This window comes from Streptomyces sp. NPDC023481 (genome assembly GCF_055560195.1).
This window is the reverse complement of sequence record NZ_JBVHJE010000017.1, coordinates 122,733-137,313: the sequence shown is the minus strand read 5'-3', so window position 1 is coordinate 137,313 and position 14,581 is coordinate 122,733. Positions and strand designations below refer to the sequence as shown.

At 70.2% G+C, this 14,581-nt stretch carries 16 protein-coding genes and 2 pseudogenes; 5 read left to right on the top strand and 13 right to left on the bottom strand.

Features of this window, described 5'->3' with window-relative positions:
* Positions 1-254: 254 nt before the first annotated feature.
* The 3 genes and pseudogenes from ACZ3ZD_RS29210 to ACZ3ZD_RS29200 all read right to left on the bottom strand — a co-directional run.
* Positions 255-578 carry an STAS domain-containing protein gene (locus tag ACZ3ZD_RS29210; RefSeq protein ID WP_030656141.1) on the bottom strand — a complete coding sequence of 108 codons (324 nt, stop codon included), beginning with the start codon at positions 576-578 and terminating at the stop codon, positions 255-257.
* 157 nt (positions 579-735) lie between these two features.
* The gene (locus tag ACZ3ZD_RS29205; RefSeq protein WP_467403483.1) at positions 736-1,584 is read right to left on the bottom strand and encodes a 3-hydroxyacyl-CoA dehydrogenase family protein; all 849 of its coding nucleotides are present in this window, start codon (positions 1,582-1,584) and stop codon (positions 736-738) included.
* 124 nt (positions 1,585-1,708) lie between these two features.
* A pseudogene (locus tag ACZ3ZD_RS29200) lies at positions 1,709-1,837 on the bottom strand (TetR/AcrR family transcriptional regulator); the annotation flags it as partial.
* A 6-nt stretch (positions 1,838-1,843) separates the two neighbouring features.
* On the opposite strand from ACZ3ZD_RS29200, the pseudogene ACZ3ZD_RS29195 reads away from it, so the two are divergent.
* Both ACZ3ZD_RS29195 and ACZ3ZD_RS29190 read left to right on the top strand, forming a co-directional pair.
* Positions 1,844-2,059, top strand: a pseudogene (locus ACZ3ZD_RS29195) (ABC transporter permease); the annotation flags it as partial.
* 13 nt (positions 2,060-2,072) lie between these two features.
* Positions 2,073-2,645: a cob(I)yrinic acid a,c-diamide adenosyltransferase gene (locus tag ACZ3ZD_RS29190; RefSeq protein ID WP_467403480.1), complete on the top strand. Its 573-nt coding sequence runs from the start codon at positions 2,073-2,075 to the stop codon at positions 2,643-2,645.
* Between the two features lie 45 nt (positions 2,646-2,690).
* On the opposite strand, the gene ACZ3ZD_RS29185 is transcribed toward ACZ3ZD_RS29190, so the two are convergent.
* Together ACZ3ZD_RS29185 and ACZ3ZD_RS29180 are read right to left on the bottom strand one after the other, a co-directional pair.
* On the bottom strand, positions 2,691-3,194 hold the full coding sequence (locus ACZ3ZD_RS29185) for a DinB family protein (protein ID WP_467403476.1): 504 nt from the start codon (positions 3,192-3,194) through the stop codon (positions 2,691-2,693).
* Entirely contained in the window at positions 3,191-3,796 is a 606-nt protein-coding gene (locus ACZ3ZD_RS29180; RefSeq protein ID WP_467403473.1) for a hypothetical protein, read from the bottom strand. Before ACZ3ZD_RS29180 ends, ACZ3ZD_RS29185 begins: the two co-directional genes overlap by 4 nt.
* 151 nt (positions 3,797-3,947) lie before the next feature.
* Here ACZ3ZD_RS29180 and ACZ3ZD_RS29175 point away from each other — a divergent pair, with 151 nt between their 5' ends.
* The 3 genes from ACZ3ZD_RS29175 to ACZ3ZD_RS29165 all read left to right on the top strand — a co-directional run bounded on the left by ACZ3ZD_RS29175 (position 3,948) and on the right by ACZ3ZD_RS29165 (position 7,700).
* Entirely contained in the window at positions 3,948-5,120 is a 1,173-nt protein-coding gene (locus ACZ3ZD_RS29175; protein WP_467403471.1) for a sensor histidine kinase, read from the top strand.
* Positions 5,117-5,752 carry a response regulator gene (locus ACZ3ZD_RS29170; RefSeq protein ID WP_467403469.1) on the top strand — a complete coding sequence of 212 codons (636 nt, stop codon included), beginning with the start codon at positions 5,117-5,119 and terminating at the stop codon, positions 5,750-5,752. The genes ACZ3ZD_RS29175 and ACZ3ZD_RS29170 overlap by 4 nt, the downstream gene beginning before the upstream one ends.
* Before the next feature lie 127 nt (positions 5,753-5,879).
* Positions 5,880-7,700, top strand: a complete 1,821-nt coding sequence (locus ACZ3ZD_RS29165) for a glycosyl hydrolase family 18 protein (protein ID WP_467403466.1) — start codon at positions 5,880-5,882, stop codon at positions 7,698-7,700.
* A gap of 25 nt (positions 7,701-7,725) precedes the next feature.
* On the opposite strand, the gene ACZ3ZD_RS29160 is transcribed toward ACZ3ZD_RS29165, so the two are convergent.
* The 8 genes from ACZ3ZD_RS29160 to atpE form a co-directional block, all read right to left on the bottom strand.
* On the bottom strand, positions 7,726-8,172 hold the full coding sequence (locus ACZ3ZD_RS29160; RefSeq protein WP_467403464.1) for a DUF2550 domain-containing protein: 447 nt from the start codon (positions 8,170-8,172) through the stop codon (positions 7,726-7,728).
* 121 nt (positions 8,173-8,293) lie between these two features.
* On the bottom strand, positions 8,294-8,668 hold the full coding sequence (locus ACZ3ZD_RS29155; RefSeq protein ID WP_030339282.1) for a F0F1 ATP synthase subunit epsilon: 375 nt from the start codon (positions 8,666-8,668) through the stop codon (positions 8,294-8,296).
* Between the two features lie 110 nt (positions 8,669-8,778).
* Positions 8,779-10,215 carry a F0F1 ATP synthase subunit beta gene (atpD, locus tag ACZ3ZD_RS29150; protein ID WP_467403461.1) on the bottom strand — a complete coding sequence of 479 codons (1,437 nt, stop codon included), beginning with the start codon at positions 10,213-10,215 and terminating at the stop codon, positions 8,779-8,781.
* Positions 10,215-11,132: a F0F1 ATP synthase subunit gamma gene (locus tag ACZ3ZD_RS29145; protein ID WP_467403458.1), complete on the bottom strand. Its 918-nt coding sequence runs from the start codon at positions 11,130-11,132 to the stop codon at positions 10,215-10,217. The genes atpD and ACZ3ZD_RS29145 overlap by 1 nt, the downstream gene beginning before the upstream one ends.
* A gap of 21 nt (positions 11,133-11,153) precedes the next feature.
* Positions 11,154-12,746: a F0F1 ATP synthase subunit alpha gene (gene atpA, locus ACZ3ZD_RS29140; RefSeq protein ID WP_467403455.1), complete on the bottom strand. Its 1,593-nt coding sequence runs from the start codon at positions 12,744-12,746 to the stop codon at positions 11,154-11,156.
* 144 nt (positions 12,747-12,890) lie between these two features.
* Positions 12,891-13,706, bottom strand: coding sequence for a F0F1 ATP synthase subunit delta (locus tag ACZ3ZD_RS29135; protein ID WP_467403451.1), 816 nt, complete (start codon positions 13,704-13,706; stop codon positions 12,891-12,893).
* Positions 13,703-14,254: a F0F1 ATP synthase subunit B gene (locus ACZ3ZD_RS29130; protein ID WP_467403449.1), complete on the bottom strand. Its 552-nt coding sequence runs from the start codon at positions 14,252-14,254 to the stop codon at positions 13,703-13,705. Before ACZ3ZD_RS29130 ends, ACZ3ZD_RS29135 begins: the two co-directional genes overlap by 4 nt.
* Before the next feature lie 39 nt (positions 14,255-14,293).
* Positions 14,294-14,533 carry an ATP synthase F0 subunit C gene (gene atpE / locus ACZ3ZD_RS29125; RefSeq protein WP_009190636.1) on the bottom strand — a complete coding sequence of 80 codons (240 nt, stop codon included), beginning with the start codon at positions 14,531-14,533 and terminating at the stop codon, positions 14,294-14,296.
* Between the last annotated feature and the right edge of the window lie 48 nt (positions 14,534-14,581).

Here is a 14,581-nt window from a genome sequence, read left to right as displayed (position 1 = left end):
CACACCGCGCTGTCGCTTCTGGTCCGGGCCCGCTCGGTCGAGGGTTGCGAGGCGGCGGGCGACCGCACCCTAAACCTTGGCTCAGTATCTCCGACAGGGCGGGGTGCCATGCGGTCCGAGACGTCACGGTCTTGTGAGGATTGCCCTCACACGGCGCTGACGTGCGCTTCGACGGGTGCACCCGGGTCCGTCCCGTCGCCCGCCGCCCCTCGTGCGCGCCTCTGCCCCACGCGCACCGCACCGTCGTACGGGCGTCACACCCGGGGCAGCGACTCCACCCCGATGCCGCCCTCGATGGCGAGGATGCGGTGCAGCCGGGTGGCGACCAGCAGGCGCTGCATCTGGGGTGGCACGCCCCGCAGCACCAGGCGGCGCCCGCAGCGACCGGCCCGCCGGTGGGCACCCATGATCACCCCGAGTCCGGTGGCGTCCCAGGAGTCCAGTTCGGACAGGTCGAGCACCAGGTCGCCGACTCCGGTGTCGACGGCCGAGTGCAGGGCCGTACGGGCGTCCGCCGCGCTGCGGACGTCGAGGCGGCCCCCGACGACCAGCTCGGCGTGGTCGCCCCTGATGTACATATGCGCTCCCCGTTGAGTGCGGACGGCGTACTGGGTGACGGTGCTGTGCAACGTCTGACTGTGCGGGTGGCGGTGCGGTTGCTGCTTGTAAGCGAACCGATACCGGATTCACCCCCGGGAGTGATCCCCCCGGGGTTTTTGTTCCGGGATGGACGGCTCAGTACTTGTAGAAGCCCTGCCCGCTCTTGCGGCCGATGTCACCGGCGTCCACCATCCGGCGCATCAGCTCCGGCGGGGCGAACTTCTCGTCCTGGGACTCGGTGTAGATGTTGCTCGCGGCGTGCAGCAGGATGTCGACGCCGGTGAGGTCGGCGGTGGCGAGCGGGCCCATGGCGTGGCCGAAGCCCAGCTTGCAGGCGAGGTCGATGTCCTCGGCGGTCGCGACGCCGGACTCGTAGAGCTTGGTGGCCTCGACGACGAGGGCGGAGATCAGCCGGGTGGTGACGAAGCCGGCGACGTCCCGGTTGACGACGATGCAGGTCTTGCCGACGGACTCGGCGAACTCCCGGGCGGCGGCCAGGGTTTCGTCGCTGGTCTTGTAGCCGCGGACGAGTTCGACGAGCTGCATCATCGGCACCGGCGAGAAGAAGTGCACGCCGACGACCCGCTCGGGGTGCTCGGTGGCGGCCGCGATCTTGGTGATCGGGATGGCGGAGGTGTTGGAGGCGAGCACGGTGTCCTCGCGCACGAGCTTGTCGAGCGTGCGGAAGATCTCGTGCTTGACCTCCAGCTTCTCGAAGACGGCCTCGACGACGATGTCGGCGTCGGCGGCGGCGTCCAGGTCGGTGGTCGCGGTGATGCGCGCGAGGGCGGCCTCGGCGTCCTCGGCCGCCAGCCTGCCCTTGCCGACGAACTTGTCGTACGAGGCCTTGATGCCGTCGGTGCCGCGCTTCAGCGCCTCGTCGGTGACGTCCCGCAGGACGACCTCCCAGCCCGCCTGCGCGGAGACCTGAGCGATGCCGGCTCCCATGAGACCGGCCCCGATGACGGCGAGCTTCCGTGCCACTCCGACTCCCTATGAACGCGCTGAAGGTCTGCCTCTCCGGCGGACCCTAGCGCTCCGGCACCGCTGTGTGACCGGTAAGTAACGCGCGTCACGTCTCATTTGACGGACATCACACCGGCAGGGGTCATTCCGCGCCTCGGACGGCGTAGTTGAGCACCTTTTCGCTCAACAGGTCCTCGATGTCGTCCAGGAGGACGAGTACCTCTCGTGACACTTCGGCCGGTTTGCGCCCGGCGGGCGTCTCGCGGCCGATGGTGAGGTCCTCATCGGCTTCGGCTGCGTCGCCCTGCTCACGCCGTCGCCGGCGTCGCTGTCGTACGCGCTCGGCATGCGCTGTCCGGTGGACGCGGCGCGGGACGCGTACGCCGGCCGGTACGCCCGTGCGCGCATGCGCTACGGCCTTCTCGTGGCCGTCGGGCTCACCGTGGTGTCCGTGACGGTGGGCACACGGGTGTCCCGGACCGCCGGGACGTAACTACGCTGGCCTTATGGTCAATCTGACGCGCATCTACACCAGGACCGGCGACCAGGGCACCACGAGTCTCGGCGACATGAGCCGGGTGCCCAAGACGGACCTCAGGATCTCCGCCTACGCGGACGCCAACGAGGCGAACGCGGTGATCGGCACCGCCATCGCGCTGGGCGGACTGGACGAGGAGATCACCACCGTCCTCACCCGCGTCCAGAACGACCTGTTCGACGTGGGTGCGGACCTGTCGACGCCGGTGGCCGAGAACCCGGAGTTCCCGCCGCTGCGGGTGGAGCAGTTCTACGTCGACCGGCTGGAGGCGGACTGCGACCGCTTCAACGAGCGGCTGGAGAAGCTGCGCTCCTTCATCCTGCCGGGCGGCACCCCGGGCGCCGCGCTCCTGCACCAGGCCTGCACGGTCGTGCGCCGGGCCGAGCGGTCCACCTGGGCGGCCCTGGAGGTGCACGGCGAGACGATGAACCCGCTCACCGCGACCTACCTCAACCGTCTCTCCGACCTGCTGTTCATCCTGGCCCGCAGCGCCAACGGGGAGACCGGCGACGTGCTGTGGGTCCCGGGCGGGGAACGCTAGGCCCCAGCCCCTCCGGCCCCCCGCCCCCGGCCTCCGGGCCCCCGGTCAGTCGCCGGTGCTGCCGTCGGTCAGCTCGCGCAGGATGTCGAGGTGGCCGTTGTGCCGGGCCGTCTCCTCGACGAGGTGGAGCAGGATCCAGCGCAGGTCGACCGGGCTGCCGTCCCTCCGCTTCCGGCGCGCCTTGGTGTCCAGGTCGTGCGCGGCGATCAGTTCGTCGTGCCGCGCGGCCTCCTCGGCGTACTCCGCGAGCAGCCGGGACAGCGGGATGTCCACGGCGATCCGCATCTCGCGGTCGGGGTCCTCGTCGGTCCAGGGGCCCTGGTCCTCCTCCCCCAGGAAGACGACCCGGAACCAGTGGTACTCGACCCAGCGCAGGTGGCTGATCAGCCCGCTCAGGGTCATCAGCGGTGAGCCGGGCAGGTGCGCCCTGCGGGCGTCCTCGTCGGAGAGCCCCTCGCACTTGGCGCGCGCGGTGGCCCGGACGTAGGTGAGGAAGGTGGTCAGCTGGGTGCGTTCGTCCCAGGCGGGAGGCGTGTCGGTGCGTGTCATCGCCGGGATGATCTCCCGGCCTCCGCGTCGGTGTCGAGGGGTTTTCCGGCGGACCCGTCCTTCGGCTCGTGCTTGTCGCGCTTGGGGAAGACGGTGTAACTGGCGGCGATGACCAGGTTGACGCCGATCACCCACAGCATGCGCAGCTGCCACACCCGCAGCGGGCCGGTGTCCCCGGCGTCGCCGACGTACCAGACGGCGGCCTGGAGCAGAGCGAGGGCGACGACCGAGGCCAGGATCCAGCGGCCCGCGACCTTCCACTCGTGCACGGCCCGGGCGGTGCCGTACCTCGGCGGCCGGACCGGGGGCGGCCCGCCGGCGAAGCGGTGGGCCACCCGGGCGTCGGCCCAGGCGAGGGTGGAGTGGCCGAGGCCGACCGTGAAGCCGATGTACACCGCGGCCAGCCCGTGCCGCCAGTCCGGTGCGGCGCCGTTCCTCAGGTCGATCGCGGTGACGGCGAAGAGCACCACCTCCAGGAGCGGTTCGCACAGCAACAGGGCCAGGCCGGTGCGCGGCATCCGCAGCGCGTACCGGAACGCCAGACCGGCGGCCAGCAGCACCCAGAACGCCACCTCGCAGGCGATGATCATCCCGACGATCACGGTTCGCTCCCCTCGTCCACCTTCCCAGGCTCCCGCCCCGGCCCGCCGCTCACGTCGTCGGCGCAGAGGAGAGGGCCGTAAGCGAAAGTCGTAGTACGGCCTCCTTCCCCAGGGGCAGGCGGCCCGTCGCGCGGCCGTGTTGGATGGGGCCATGCCCCGCCCGCTCCCCCGCCCGCACCGCGACGACCTGCGCATCGCCGTGGGCGGACTGCTCGGCGGGGTGCTGCTGTGGGCGCTCGGCATCAGTCCCCGCCTGGCGTCCGATCCCCTGGTGCTGTGGCACGCGCCCTGGGCACCGCTGGTGCCGCTGGCGCTGACCGCCGCGTGCGAGCCGCTGCGCCGCATCCGGCCGGGTGCCGGGCTGCTGGCCGGCACGGCCGCGCTGGCCCTGGACACGGTGACGCTCGGCAGCATCGTCACGATCGTGCTGTACACCGACCTGGTGTACGCGGCCGTCCTGTACGGCACCCCGGCCGCCGCCCGCCGCATCCCGTGGATCACCGGCATGCTGACGGTCATCGGCGGGATCGTCCCGGCGACGCTGTGGCGCGACCCGCAGGGGCTGCTGATCGGCGTGGGCGTCGGCGTGGTCGCGCTGGCGCCGGCCGCGACCGGCGCGCTGGTGCGCAACCACCGTGACGCCGCCGAAGCGGCCCGGCTGCGTGCCGAACAGACCGCGCTGCTGGCCGAGATGGACCGCACCCAGGCGGTCGGCGCCGAACGCGCCCGGATGGCGCGCGAGTTGCACGACATGGTCGCCAACCACCTCTCGGCCATCGCCCTGCACTCCACGGCGGCGCTCTCCCTGGACGACCCGGCGACCTCCCGGCAGGCGCTGGCCGTCATCCGGGAGAACAGCGTGGCGGGGCTGGCCGAGATGCGCCGGCTGATCGGCATCCTGCGGGACGGCACCGGGGACCGGGAGCCCGCCGCGTCCCCGACGCTGGACGGTCTCGGTGCCCTGGTCGACGGAGCCCGGGCCAACGGTCTGGACGTCACGCTCGACGCCGGCCACGGCAGGGTGCCGGTGCCGGTGGAGCTGGCCGCGTACCGGATCGTGCAGGAGTCGCTGACCAACGCGCTGAAGCACGCGGCGGAGGGAGGCGTCCGGGTGTCGCTGCGGCAGCGGGACGGAATGCTGGAGATCCGCGTGACCAGTCCCTACCGGCCCGGCGACGCCCCGCGGGTGCCCGGTTCCGGTGCCGGTCTCACCGGCATGCGGGAGCGGGCCGCGCTGCTCGGCGGCACGTTCGAGGCCGGGGCGCGGGGCGCGCTGTGGACCGTACGCGCCGTGCTTCCCCTCACCGAAGGAGATCCCGCGTGATCCGTGTCGTGGTCGCCGAGGACCAGTCCGCCGTCCGGGCCGGGCTGGTGCTGATCCTGCGCAGCGCGCCGGACATCGAGGTGGTCGGCGAGGCCGCGGACGGCGAGCGCGCGGTCGAGCTGGCCCGCGGCACCCGGCCGGACGTCGTGCTGATGGACGTTCAGATGCCGCGGCTGGACGGTGTGTCCGCGACCCGGCTGATCGTCGCCGAGGGGCTCGCGGACGTGCTCGTGCTGACCACCTTCGACCTGGACGCGTACGTGTTCGGGGCGCTGCGGGCGGGCGCGGCCGGTTTCCTGCTGAAGGACGCCGAGGCGCGGGAGCTGCTGGAGGCGGTGCGGACGGTGGCGCGCGGCGAGGGGATCGTGGCGCCGGCCGTGACGCGGCGGCTGATCGCGGAGTTCGCCGCGACGCCGGTGCGGGGGGCCGGTGCGGCCGTGCTGGAGGGCCTCACCCGGCGGGAGCGCGAGGTGCTGGGCCGTATCGGCGAGGGGCTGTCGAACGCGCAGATCGGGGCCCGGCTGGACATGGCGGAGGGCACGGTGAAGACACACGTCAGCCGGGTGCTGGCGAAGCTGGGGCTGCGCAGCCGGGTGCAAGCGGCGGTCCTGGCACGCGAGTTGGGCCTCTAGTCCCGTCCTGTCCCGAAGTGGTCCAGACCTATTGACCTGTGGTCCAGACCTTTCTACCCTCGCAGCACCGTGGGGCGTGAAGGCTCAGTCATGCCCCGGACACCCCCGACGACGAGGGAGGCGCAGCATGCGCTTCAGACACAGAGCCGCGGCAGGGTTCGCGACCCTGTTGCTCCCCCTGGCCGGCCTGGTCGGTCTCGCGAGCCCCGCGCAGGCCGCCGCGAACGCCACGGCGAGCTTCACCAAGACCAGCGACTGGGGCACCGGCTTCGGCGGCCAGTGGACCATCAAGAACACCGGCACCAGCAGCATCAGCTCCTGGACCGTCGAGTGGGACTTCCCCTCCGGCACCTCGGTCGGCTCCGCCTGGGACGCGGACGTCACCGGCTCCGGCACCCACTGGACCGCGAAGAACAAGTCCTACAACGGCACCATCGCCCCCGGCGCCACCGTCTCCTTCGGTTTCAACGGCACGGGCCCCGGCTCCCCGTCCAACTGCAGGCTGAACGGCGACAGCTGCGACGGTACGACGGTCCCGGGCGACGCGGCCCCCTCCGCGCCCGGCACCCCCACCGCCTCCTCCGTCACCGACACCTCGGTGAAGCTCGGCTGGAGCGCGGCCACCGACGACAAGGGCGTCAAGAACTACGACGTACTGCGCGACGGCACCAAGGTCGCCACGGTCACCACTACGTCGTACACCGACACCGGCCTGACCGCAGGCACCGACTACTCCTACACCGTGCGCGCCCGCGACACCGCCGACCAGACCGGCCCCGCCAGCGGCGCGGTCAAGGTGCACACGACCGGCGGCGGCACCACTCCCCCGCCCACCGGCGGCAAGGTCAAGCTCGGCTACTTCACCGAGTGGGGCATCTACGGCCGCAACTACAACGTCAAGAACCTGGTGACGTCCGGCTCCGCCGCCAGGATCACGCACATCAACTACGCCTTCGGCAACGTCACCGGCGGCAAGTGCGCGATCGGCGACTCCTACGCCGACTACGACAAGGCCTTCACCGCCGACCAGTCGGTCAGCGGCGTCGCCGACACCTGGGACCAGCCGCTGCGCGGCAACTTCAACCAGCTGCGCGAGCTGAAGGCCAAGTACCCGAACATCAAGGTGCTGTGGTCCTTCGGCGGCTGGACCTGGTCCGGCGGGTTCGGCGAGGCCGCGAAGAACCCGGCCGCCTTCGCCCAGTCCTGCTACGACCTGGTCGAGGACCCGCGCTGGGCCGACGTCTTCGACGGCATCGACATCGACTGGGAGTACCCCAACGCCTGCGGTCTGTCCTGTGACACCAGCGGGGCCGCGGCCTTCAAGAACCTGATGTCCGCGCTGCGCGCCAAGTTCGGCGCGAACAACCTGGTCACCGCGGCCACCACGGCCGACGGCTCGGCCGGCGGCAAGATCGAGGCCGCCGACTACGCGGGCGCCGCCGCCTCCGTCGACTGGTACAACGTGATGACGTACGACTTCTTCGGCGCCTGGGACGCCAAGGGCCCGACGGCCCCGCACTCCCCGCTCACCTCGTACGACGGCATTCCCAAGGCGGGCTTCACCACCGCCGACGCGATCGCCAAGTACAGGTCCGCCGGCGTCCCCGCGAAGAAGCTGCTCATCGGCATCGGTTTCTACGGCCGCGGCTGGACCGGCGTCACCCAGGACGCTCCCGGCGGCACGGCCACCGGACCGGCGGCCGGCACCTACGAGCAGGGCATCGAGGACTACAAGGTCCTCAAGACGTCCTGCCCGGTCACCGGCACCATCGCCGACACGGCGTACGCCCACTGCGGCAGCAACTGGTGGTCGTACGACACCCCCGCCACCATCAAGTCCAAGATGGCCTGGGCCAACAGCCAGGGCCTGGGCGGCGCGTTCTTCTGGGAGTTCAGCGGCGACACCGGCGACGGTGAGCTGGTGAACGCCATCAGCAGCAACCTGTAGAAAATCCTCCAACGAGTGAACGTGGCTACGCCACGTTCACTCGTTGTCCGGGCGGGGCCGCTTCGAGCCACGCGAGGAATCCGGTCAGCGCGTCCTCGCTCATGGCGAGTTCGAGGCGTGTGCCCCGATGCGTACAGGCCAGCACCACCGCGTCCGACAGCAGCGCCAGCTCCTCCTCGCCCTCGGGCAGCCGGCGGCCGGCCACCTCGATCTGCGCCCGTTCCAGGACGCGGCGGGGACGCAGGGCGTAGGAGAAGACCCGGTACCACTCGATGCGGTCCCCGTTGTAGCGGGCGACGCCGTAGGACCAGCCCTTGCCGCCCGTGTCCGGTTTCCCGGACACGTCCCAGCGCAGCGAGCAGTCGAAGGTACCGCCGGAGCGTTGGATGAGCCGGCGGCGCAGCCCGAACAGGAACAGCCCCACCACCACGAGCGCGACCACGATCCCGCACACAGTCAGAGCGAGGACCATCGGCACCGACCTCCTCGTCTCCTAGGTAATGGAACGGAAAAAACACCCACATCTACTTCAGCCGCGGCTGGGACCGAAAGGTCCCAGCCGCGGCTGAGTCACGTCAACGTACGGCGCCTGTTCAGCGCGCCGTCGCAGCACGCAGTCGGACGTCCGCGCGGCGCTCGGCGGCGGCGTCGCCCTCCGCCTTCGCGCGCTCCAGCTCCCGCTCCGTGCGCTGGACGTCGATCTCGTCCGACAGCTCGGCGATCTCGGCCAGCAGCGAGAGCTTGTCGTCCGCGAACGAGATGAAACCGCCGTGCACCGCGGCGACGACCGTTCCACCATCACTCGTACGGATGGTCACCGGGCCCGACTCCAGCACACCGAGCAGCGGCTGGTGACCGGGCATGACGCCGATGTCGCCGGACGTGGTGCGCGCGACGACCAGGGTGGCCTCGCCGGACCAGACCTGGCGGTCGGCGGCGACCAGCTCGACGTGCAGCTCAGCAGCCAAGGGTGGCTCCTCGGGTCACCACCCGGCGGGGGTGCCGGGTGTTGGGGTCAATTCTAGGGGGCGTGGATGAGGGGGCGGGACGCACCCGCCCCCTCACATGAGCACGGGGCTCAGGAGACGCCCAGCTCCTTGGCGTTGGCCTTGAGGTCCTCAAGACCACCGCACATGAAGAACGCCTGCTCCGGGAAGTGGTCGTACTCGCCGTCGCAGATCGCGTTGAACGCGGCGATCGACTCGTCCAGCGGCACGTCCGAACCGTCCACGCCGGTGAACTGCTTGGCGACGTGGGTGTTCTGGGACAGGAAGCGCTCCACGCGACGGGCACGGTGGACGACGAGCTTGTCCTCCTCGCCGAGCTCGTCGATACCGAGGATCGCGATGATGTCCTGGAGGTCCTTGTACTTCTGCAGGATCGTCTTCACGCGCATGGCCGCGTTGTAGTGGTCCTGCGTGATGTAGCGCGGGTCCAGGATCCGGGACGTGGAGTCCAGCGGGTCCACGGCCGGGTAGATGCCCTTCTCGGAGATCGGACGGGAGAGCACCGTCGTCGCGTCGAGGTGGGCGAAGGTGGTCGCCGGGGCCGGGTCGGTCAGGTCGTCGGCGGGGACGTAGATCGCCTGCATCGAGGTGATCGAGTGACCGCGGGTCGAGGTGATGCGCTCCTGGAGGAGGCCCATCTCGTCGGCCAGGTTCGGCTGGTAACCCACCGCGGACGGCATCCGGCCGAGCAGCGTGGAGACCTCGGAACCGGCCTGCGTGAAGCGGAAGATGTTGTCGATGAAGAACAGCACGTCCTGCTTCTGGACGTCACGGAAGTACTCGGCCATGGTGAGGCCGGCCAGCGCGACGCGCAGACGGGTGCCCGGGGGCTCGTCCATCTGACCGAAGACCAGCGCGGTCTTGTCGATGACGCCCGAGTCGGTCATCTCCTCGATGAGGTCGTTGCCCTCACGGGTGCGCTCGCCGACACCGGCGAACACGGAGACACCGTCGTGGTTGTTGGCGACACGGTAGATCATCTCCTGGATGAGCACCGTCTTGCCGACGCCGGCGCCGCCGAACAGGCCGATCTTGCCGCCCTTGACGTACGGGGTGAGCAGGTCGATGACCTTGACACCCGTCTCGAACATCTCGGTCTTCGACTCGAGCTCGTCGAAGTTCGGGGCCTTGCGGTGGATCGGCCAGCGCTCGCCGTCGTACTGCTCGTCGACGTTGAGCACCTCACCGAGGGTGTTGAACACCTTGCCCTTGGTGAAGTCGCCGACCGGCACCGAGATCGGCGCGCCGGTGTCGATGACCGGGGCCTGGCGGACCAGACCGTCGGTCGGCTGCATGGAGATGGTGCGGACCAGGCCGTCACCCAGGTGCTGGGCGACCTCCAGGGTCAGCGTCTTCTTCTCGCCGGCGTTGGCCGGGTCGGCCACCTCGACGTGCAGCGCCTGGTAGATGTCCGGCATCGCGTCGACGGGGAACTCCACGTCGACGACCGGGCCGATGACCCGGGCGACGCGGCCCGTAGCCGTCGCGGTCTCAACAGTGGTGGTCATTAGCGGTCACTCCCCGCGGTCGCGTCGGCCAGGGCGCTCGCGCCACCGACGATCTCGCTGATTTCCTGGGTGATTTCGGCCTGGCGGGCCGCGTTGGCAAGCCGGGAGAGCGTGTTGATCAGCTCACCCGCGTTGTCGGTGGCCGACTTCATCGCGCGCCGCGTGGCGGCGTGCTTCGAAGCGGCCGACTGGAGCAGCGCGTTGTAGATGCGGCTCTCCACGTAGCGCGGCAGCAGGGCGTCGAGGACGTCCTCCGCCGACGGCTCGAAGTCGTACAGCGGGAGGATCTCGCCCTTCGGCGCGGCCTCCTCGGCGACCTCTTCGAGGCGCAGCGGCAGCAGCCGGGCGTCCAGCGCCGTCTGCGTCATCATCGAGACGAACTCGGTGAAGACGATGTGGAGTTCGTCCACACCACCGTCGTCCGTGTCCTTCTCGATCGCCTCGATCAGAGGCGCCGCCACCTTCTTGGCGTCCGCGTACGTCGGCTCGTCCGTGAAGCCCGTCCACGATTCCGCGATCCTGCGCTCACGGAAGTTGTAGTGGGCGACACCCCGCCGGCCGACGATGTACGTCTCGACCTGCTTGCCCTCGCGCTCCAGGCGCTCGGTCAGCTGCTCCGCCGCCTTGATGGCGTTGGAGTTGAAGGCGCCGGCCAGACCGCGGTCGCTCGTGAGGAGCAGGACCGCGGCACGGGTCGGGTTCTCGGCCTCCGTGGTGAGCGGGTGCTTGGTGTTCGACCCCGTACCGACCGCCGTGACCGCGCGCGTCAGCTCGGTCGCGTACGGCGTGGAGGCCGCCACCTTGCGCTGCGCCTTGACGACGCGCGAGGCGGCGATCATCTCCATCGCCTTGGTGATCTTCTTGGTCGCGCTGACGGATCGGATGCGACGCTTGTAGACCCGGAGCTGGGCTCCCATGAGTCAGGTCCCTTCCTTACGTCACTTGGCGGCAGCGGCAGGAGTGTCCTCGCCGAGCAGCTTGCCGTCCGAGGTCTCGAACTGCTTCTTGAACTCGACGATCGCGTCGGCCACGGCCGTCAGCGTGTCGTCGGACATCTTGCCGCCCTCGCGGATGGAGGTCATGAGGCCCTGCTCCTTGCGGTGCAGGTACTCCAGCAGCTCCTTCTCGAAGCGGCGGATGTCGGCGACGGGCACCTCGTCCATCTTGCCGGTGGTGCCGGCCCAGACGGAGACGACCTGGTCCTCGGTGGACATCGGCTGGTACTGGTCCTGCTTCAGCAGCTCGACCATGCGCTGACCGCGCTCCAGCTGGGCCTTCGAGGCCGCGTCCAGGTCGGAACCGAAGGCGGCGAACGCCTCCAGCTCACGGAACTGGGCGAGGTCGACACGGAGGCGGCCGGAGACCTGCTTCATCGCCTTGTGCTGCGCGGATCCACCGACTCGGGAGACGGAGATACCGACGTTCAGCGCGGGGCGCTGACCGGCGTTGAACAGGTCCGACTCCAGGAAGCACTGGCCGTCGGTGATGGAGATGACGTTGGTCGGGATGAACGCCGAGACGTCGTTGGCCTTGGTCTCGACGATCGGCAGACCGGTCATCGAACCGGCACCCATGTCGTCGGAGAGCTTGGCGCAGCGCTCCAGCAGACGGGAGTGCAGGTAGAAGACGTCACCCGGGTAGGCCTCACGGCCCGGCGGGCGGCGCAGCAGCAGGGACACGGCGCGGTAGGCGTCGGCCTGCTTCGAGAGGTCGTCGAAGATGATGAGGACGTGCTTGCCCTCGTACATCCACTGCTGGCCGATGGCCGAACCGGTGTACGGCGCCAGGTACTTGAAGCCGGCCGGGTCGGACGCCGGGGCGGCGACGATGGTCGTGTACTCCAGGGCGTTGTTCTCCTCCAGCGCGCGGCGCACGCCGGCGATGGTGGAGCCCTTCTGGCCGATGGCGACGTAGATGCAGCGGACCTGCTTCTTCGGGTCGCCCGAGCGCCAGTTGTCGCGCTGGTTGATGATCGTGTCGATGGCCAGCGCGGTCTTGCCGGTCTGGCGGTCACCGATGATCAGCTGGCGCTGGCCGCGGCCGATCGGGGTCATCGCGTCGACGGCCTTGTAGCCGGTCTCCATCGGCTCGTGCACCGACTTGCGCTGCATGACCGTGGGGGCCTGCAGTTCCAGCGCACGGCGGCCGGACGTCTCGATCTCGCCGAGGCCGTCGATCGGGTTGCCGAGCGGGTCGACGACGCGGCCGAGGTAGCCCTCGCCGACCGCGACGGAGAGGACCTCACCGGTGCGGGTGACCGGCTGACCCTCCTCGATGCCGCTGAACTCACCGAGGACGACCGCACCGATCTCGCGCTCTTCCAGGTTCAGCGCGAGACCGAGGGATCCGTCCTCGAACTTCAGCAGTTCGTTCGCCATGGCCGAGGGCAGTCCCTCGATCTTGGCGATGCCGTCGCCGGCAACGGTGACCGTCCCGACCTCCTCGCGCGAGGCCGCGTCCGGCTTGTACGACTGGACGAAGGTCTCCAGTGCGTCCCGGATCTCCTCCGGCCGGATCGTGAGCTCCGCCATCTGGGTTCCCTGCTCTCCTTGTTGGGCCCGAAGTTTCACTTTGGGGGGATGGGGACTCCCCCCAACAGGAGGTGAATCCTCTGCACGGCCCAACCAGGGCCGTAAGTACGTACTACTTTTCTCGAGATATCGAGTTGCTGTCGGCTAGCTCGCCATGCGGCGGGCGGCCTCGTCCAGCCGGTCCGCGAGGGAACCGTTGATGACCTCGTCACCGACCCGCACCCGGACACCGCCGACGACCTCGGGGTCGACGTCGAGGTTCAGGTGCATCCGACGACCGTAGAGCTTGGTCAGGGCGGCGCCGAGGCGCTGCTTCTGCCCGTCGCTCAGGGGCACCGCCGAGGTGACGACGGCGACCATGCGGTTCCGGCGATCGGCGGCGAGCTTGGACAGGGACTCCAGTCCCGCTTCCAGGCTACGTCCACGCGGTGCGGTGACCAGACGCGTCACCAAACGCTCGGTGGTGGGCTTGGCCCGCCCGCCGAGGAGCCGGTGCAGCAGCTCGGTCTTGGCCGAGGTGCCGGCGGCACGGTCGGTGAGCGCGGCGCGCAGCTCGGTGCTGGAGGAGACGATCCGGCCGAACCGGAACAGCTCGTCCTCGACGTCGTCGAGGGTGCCGGTCTTCTCCGCGGCCGTGAGGTCGGCGATGCCCGCCAGCTCCTCCAGCGCGTCCACCAGGTCGCGGGGCTGCGACCAGCGGGACCGGGCCAGTCCGGACACCAGGTCGGCGGTGGTGCCGCTGACCTGGCCGCCGAGCAGGCGCTGGACCAGCTGCGCCTTCGCCTCCCCGGGCTGCGCCGGGTCGGTGAGGACCCGGCGCAGGCCGGCCTCGCGGTCGAGCAGCGCGGTGACGGCCGCCAGCTCGTCGGCGAGCCGCCCGGCGTCCACGGACGTGGAGTCCGTCAGCGCGTCGAGACGCTCGCGCGCGGCTGCCAGGGCCTCGCGGCTCGCTCCGTTCATCGCGTGGCCTCGGCCTTCTCCTCGAGGTCGTCGAGGAAGCGGTCGATCACACGGCTCTGGCGGGCGTGGTCCTCGAGGGACTCGCCGACGAGCTTGCCGGCCAGGTCGGTGGCGAGCTTGCCGACGTCCTGACGCAGCGTCGACGCGGCGGCCTTGCGGTCGGCCTCGATCTGGGCGTGACCGGCGGCGACGATCTCCTCGCGCTGCCGCTGGCCCTCGGCCCGCATCTCGGCGATGAGCGCGGCACCCTGCTCCTGCGCCTCCTGGCGCAGGCGCGCGGCCTCGTGCCGGGCCTCGGCGAGCTGGGCCTTGTACTGCTCAAGGACGCTCTGGGCCTCGACCTTCATGGCGTCGGCCTCTTCGATGCCGCCTTCGATCGCCGCGCGACGCTCCTCCAGAACCTTGTTGATGTTCGGAAGCAGCTTCTTCCAGAAGAAGAAGAACACGATGGCGAAGGCGATGGTGCCGACGAGCAGCTCGGGGCCGGCCGGGATGAGCGGGTTCTGCTCCGTCTCCTCGGCCGCCAGCTGTGCCAGGTTGGCGATCACATCAGTGCCTTTCGTCGAAACGTGTCGGTGGAGGGGTGATTACCGACCGAACACGAACGGCATAACGATGCCGATGAGGGCGAGCGCCTCACAGAAGGCGAAGCCGAGGATCTGGTTGGCGCGGATCAGACCGGCGGCCTCGGGCTGGCGGGCCAGGGCCTGGGTGCCGTTACCGAAGATGATGCCGACGCCGATGCCGGGGCCGATGGCCGCGAGGCCGTAGCCGATGGAACCGAGGGAACCGGAGACGCCGGCGGCGAGGTCGATGGCAGCGGACATGCCGTTTCTTCCTTCTCTTTTACGGACCGGTGGGGGTTGGCCACCGGA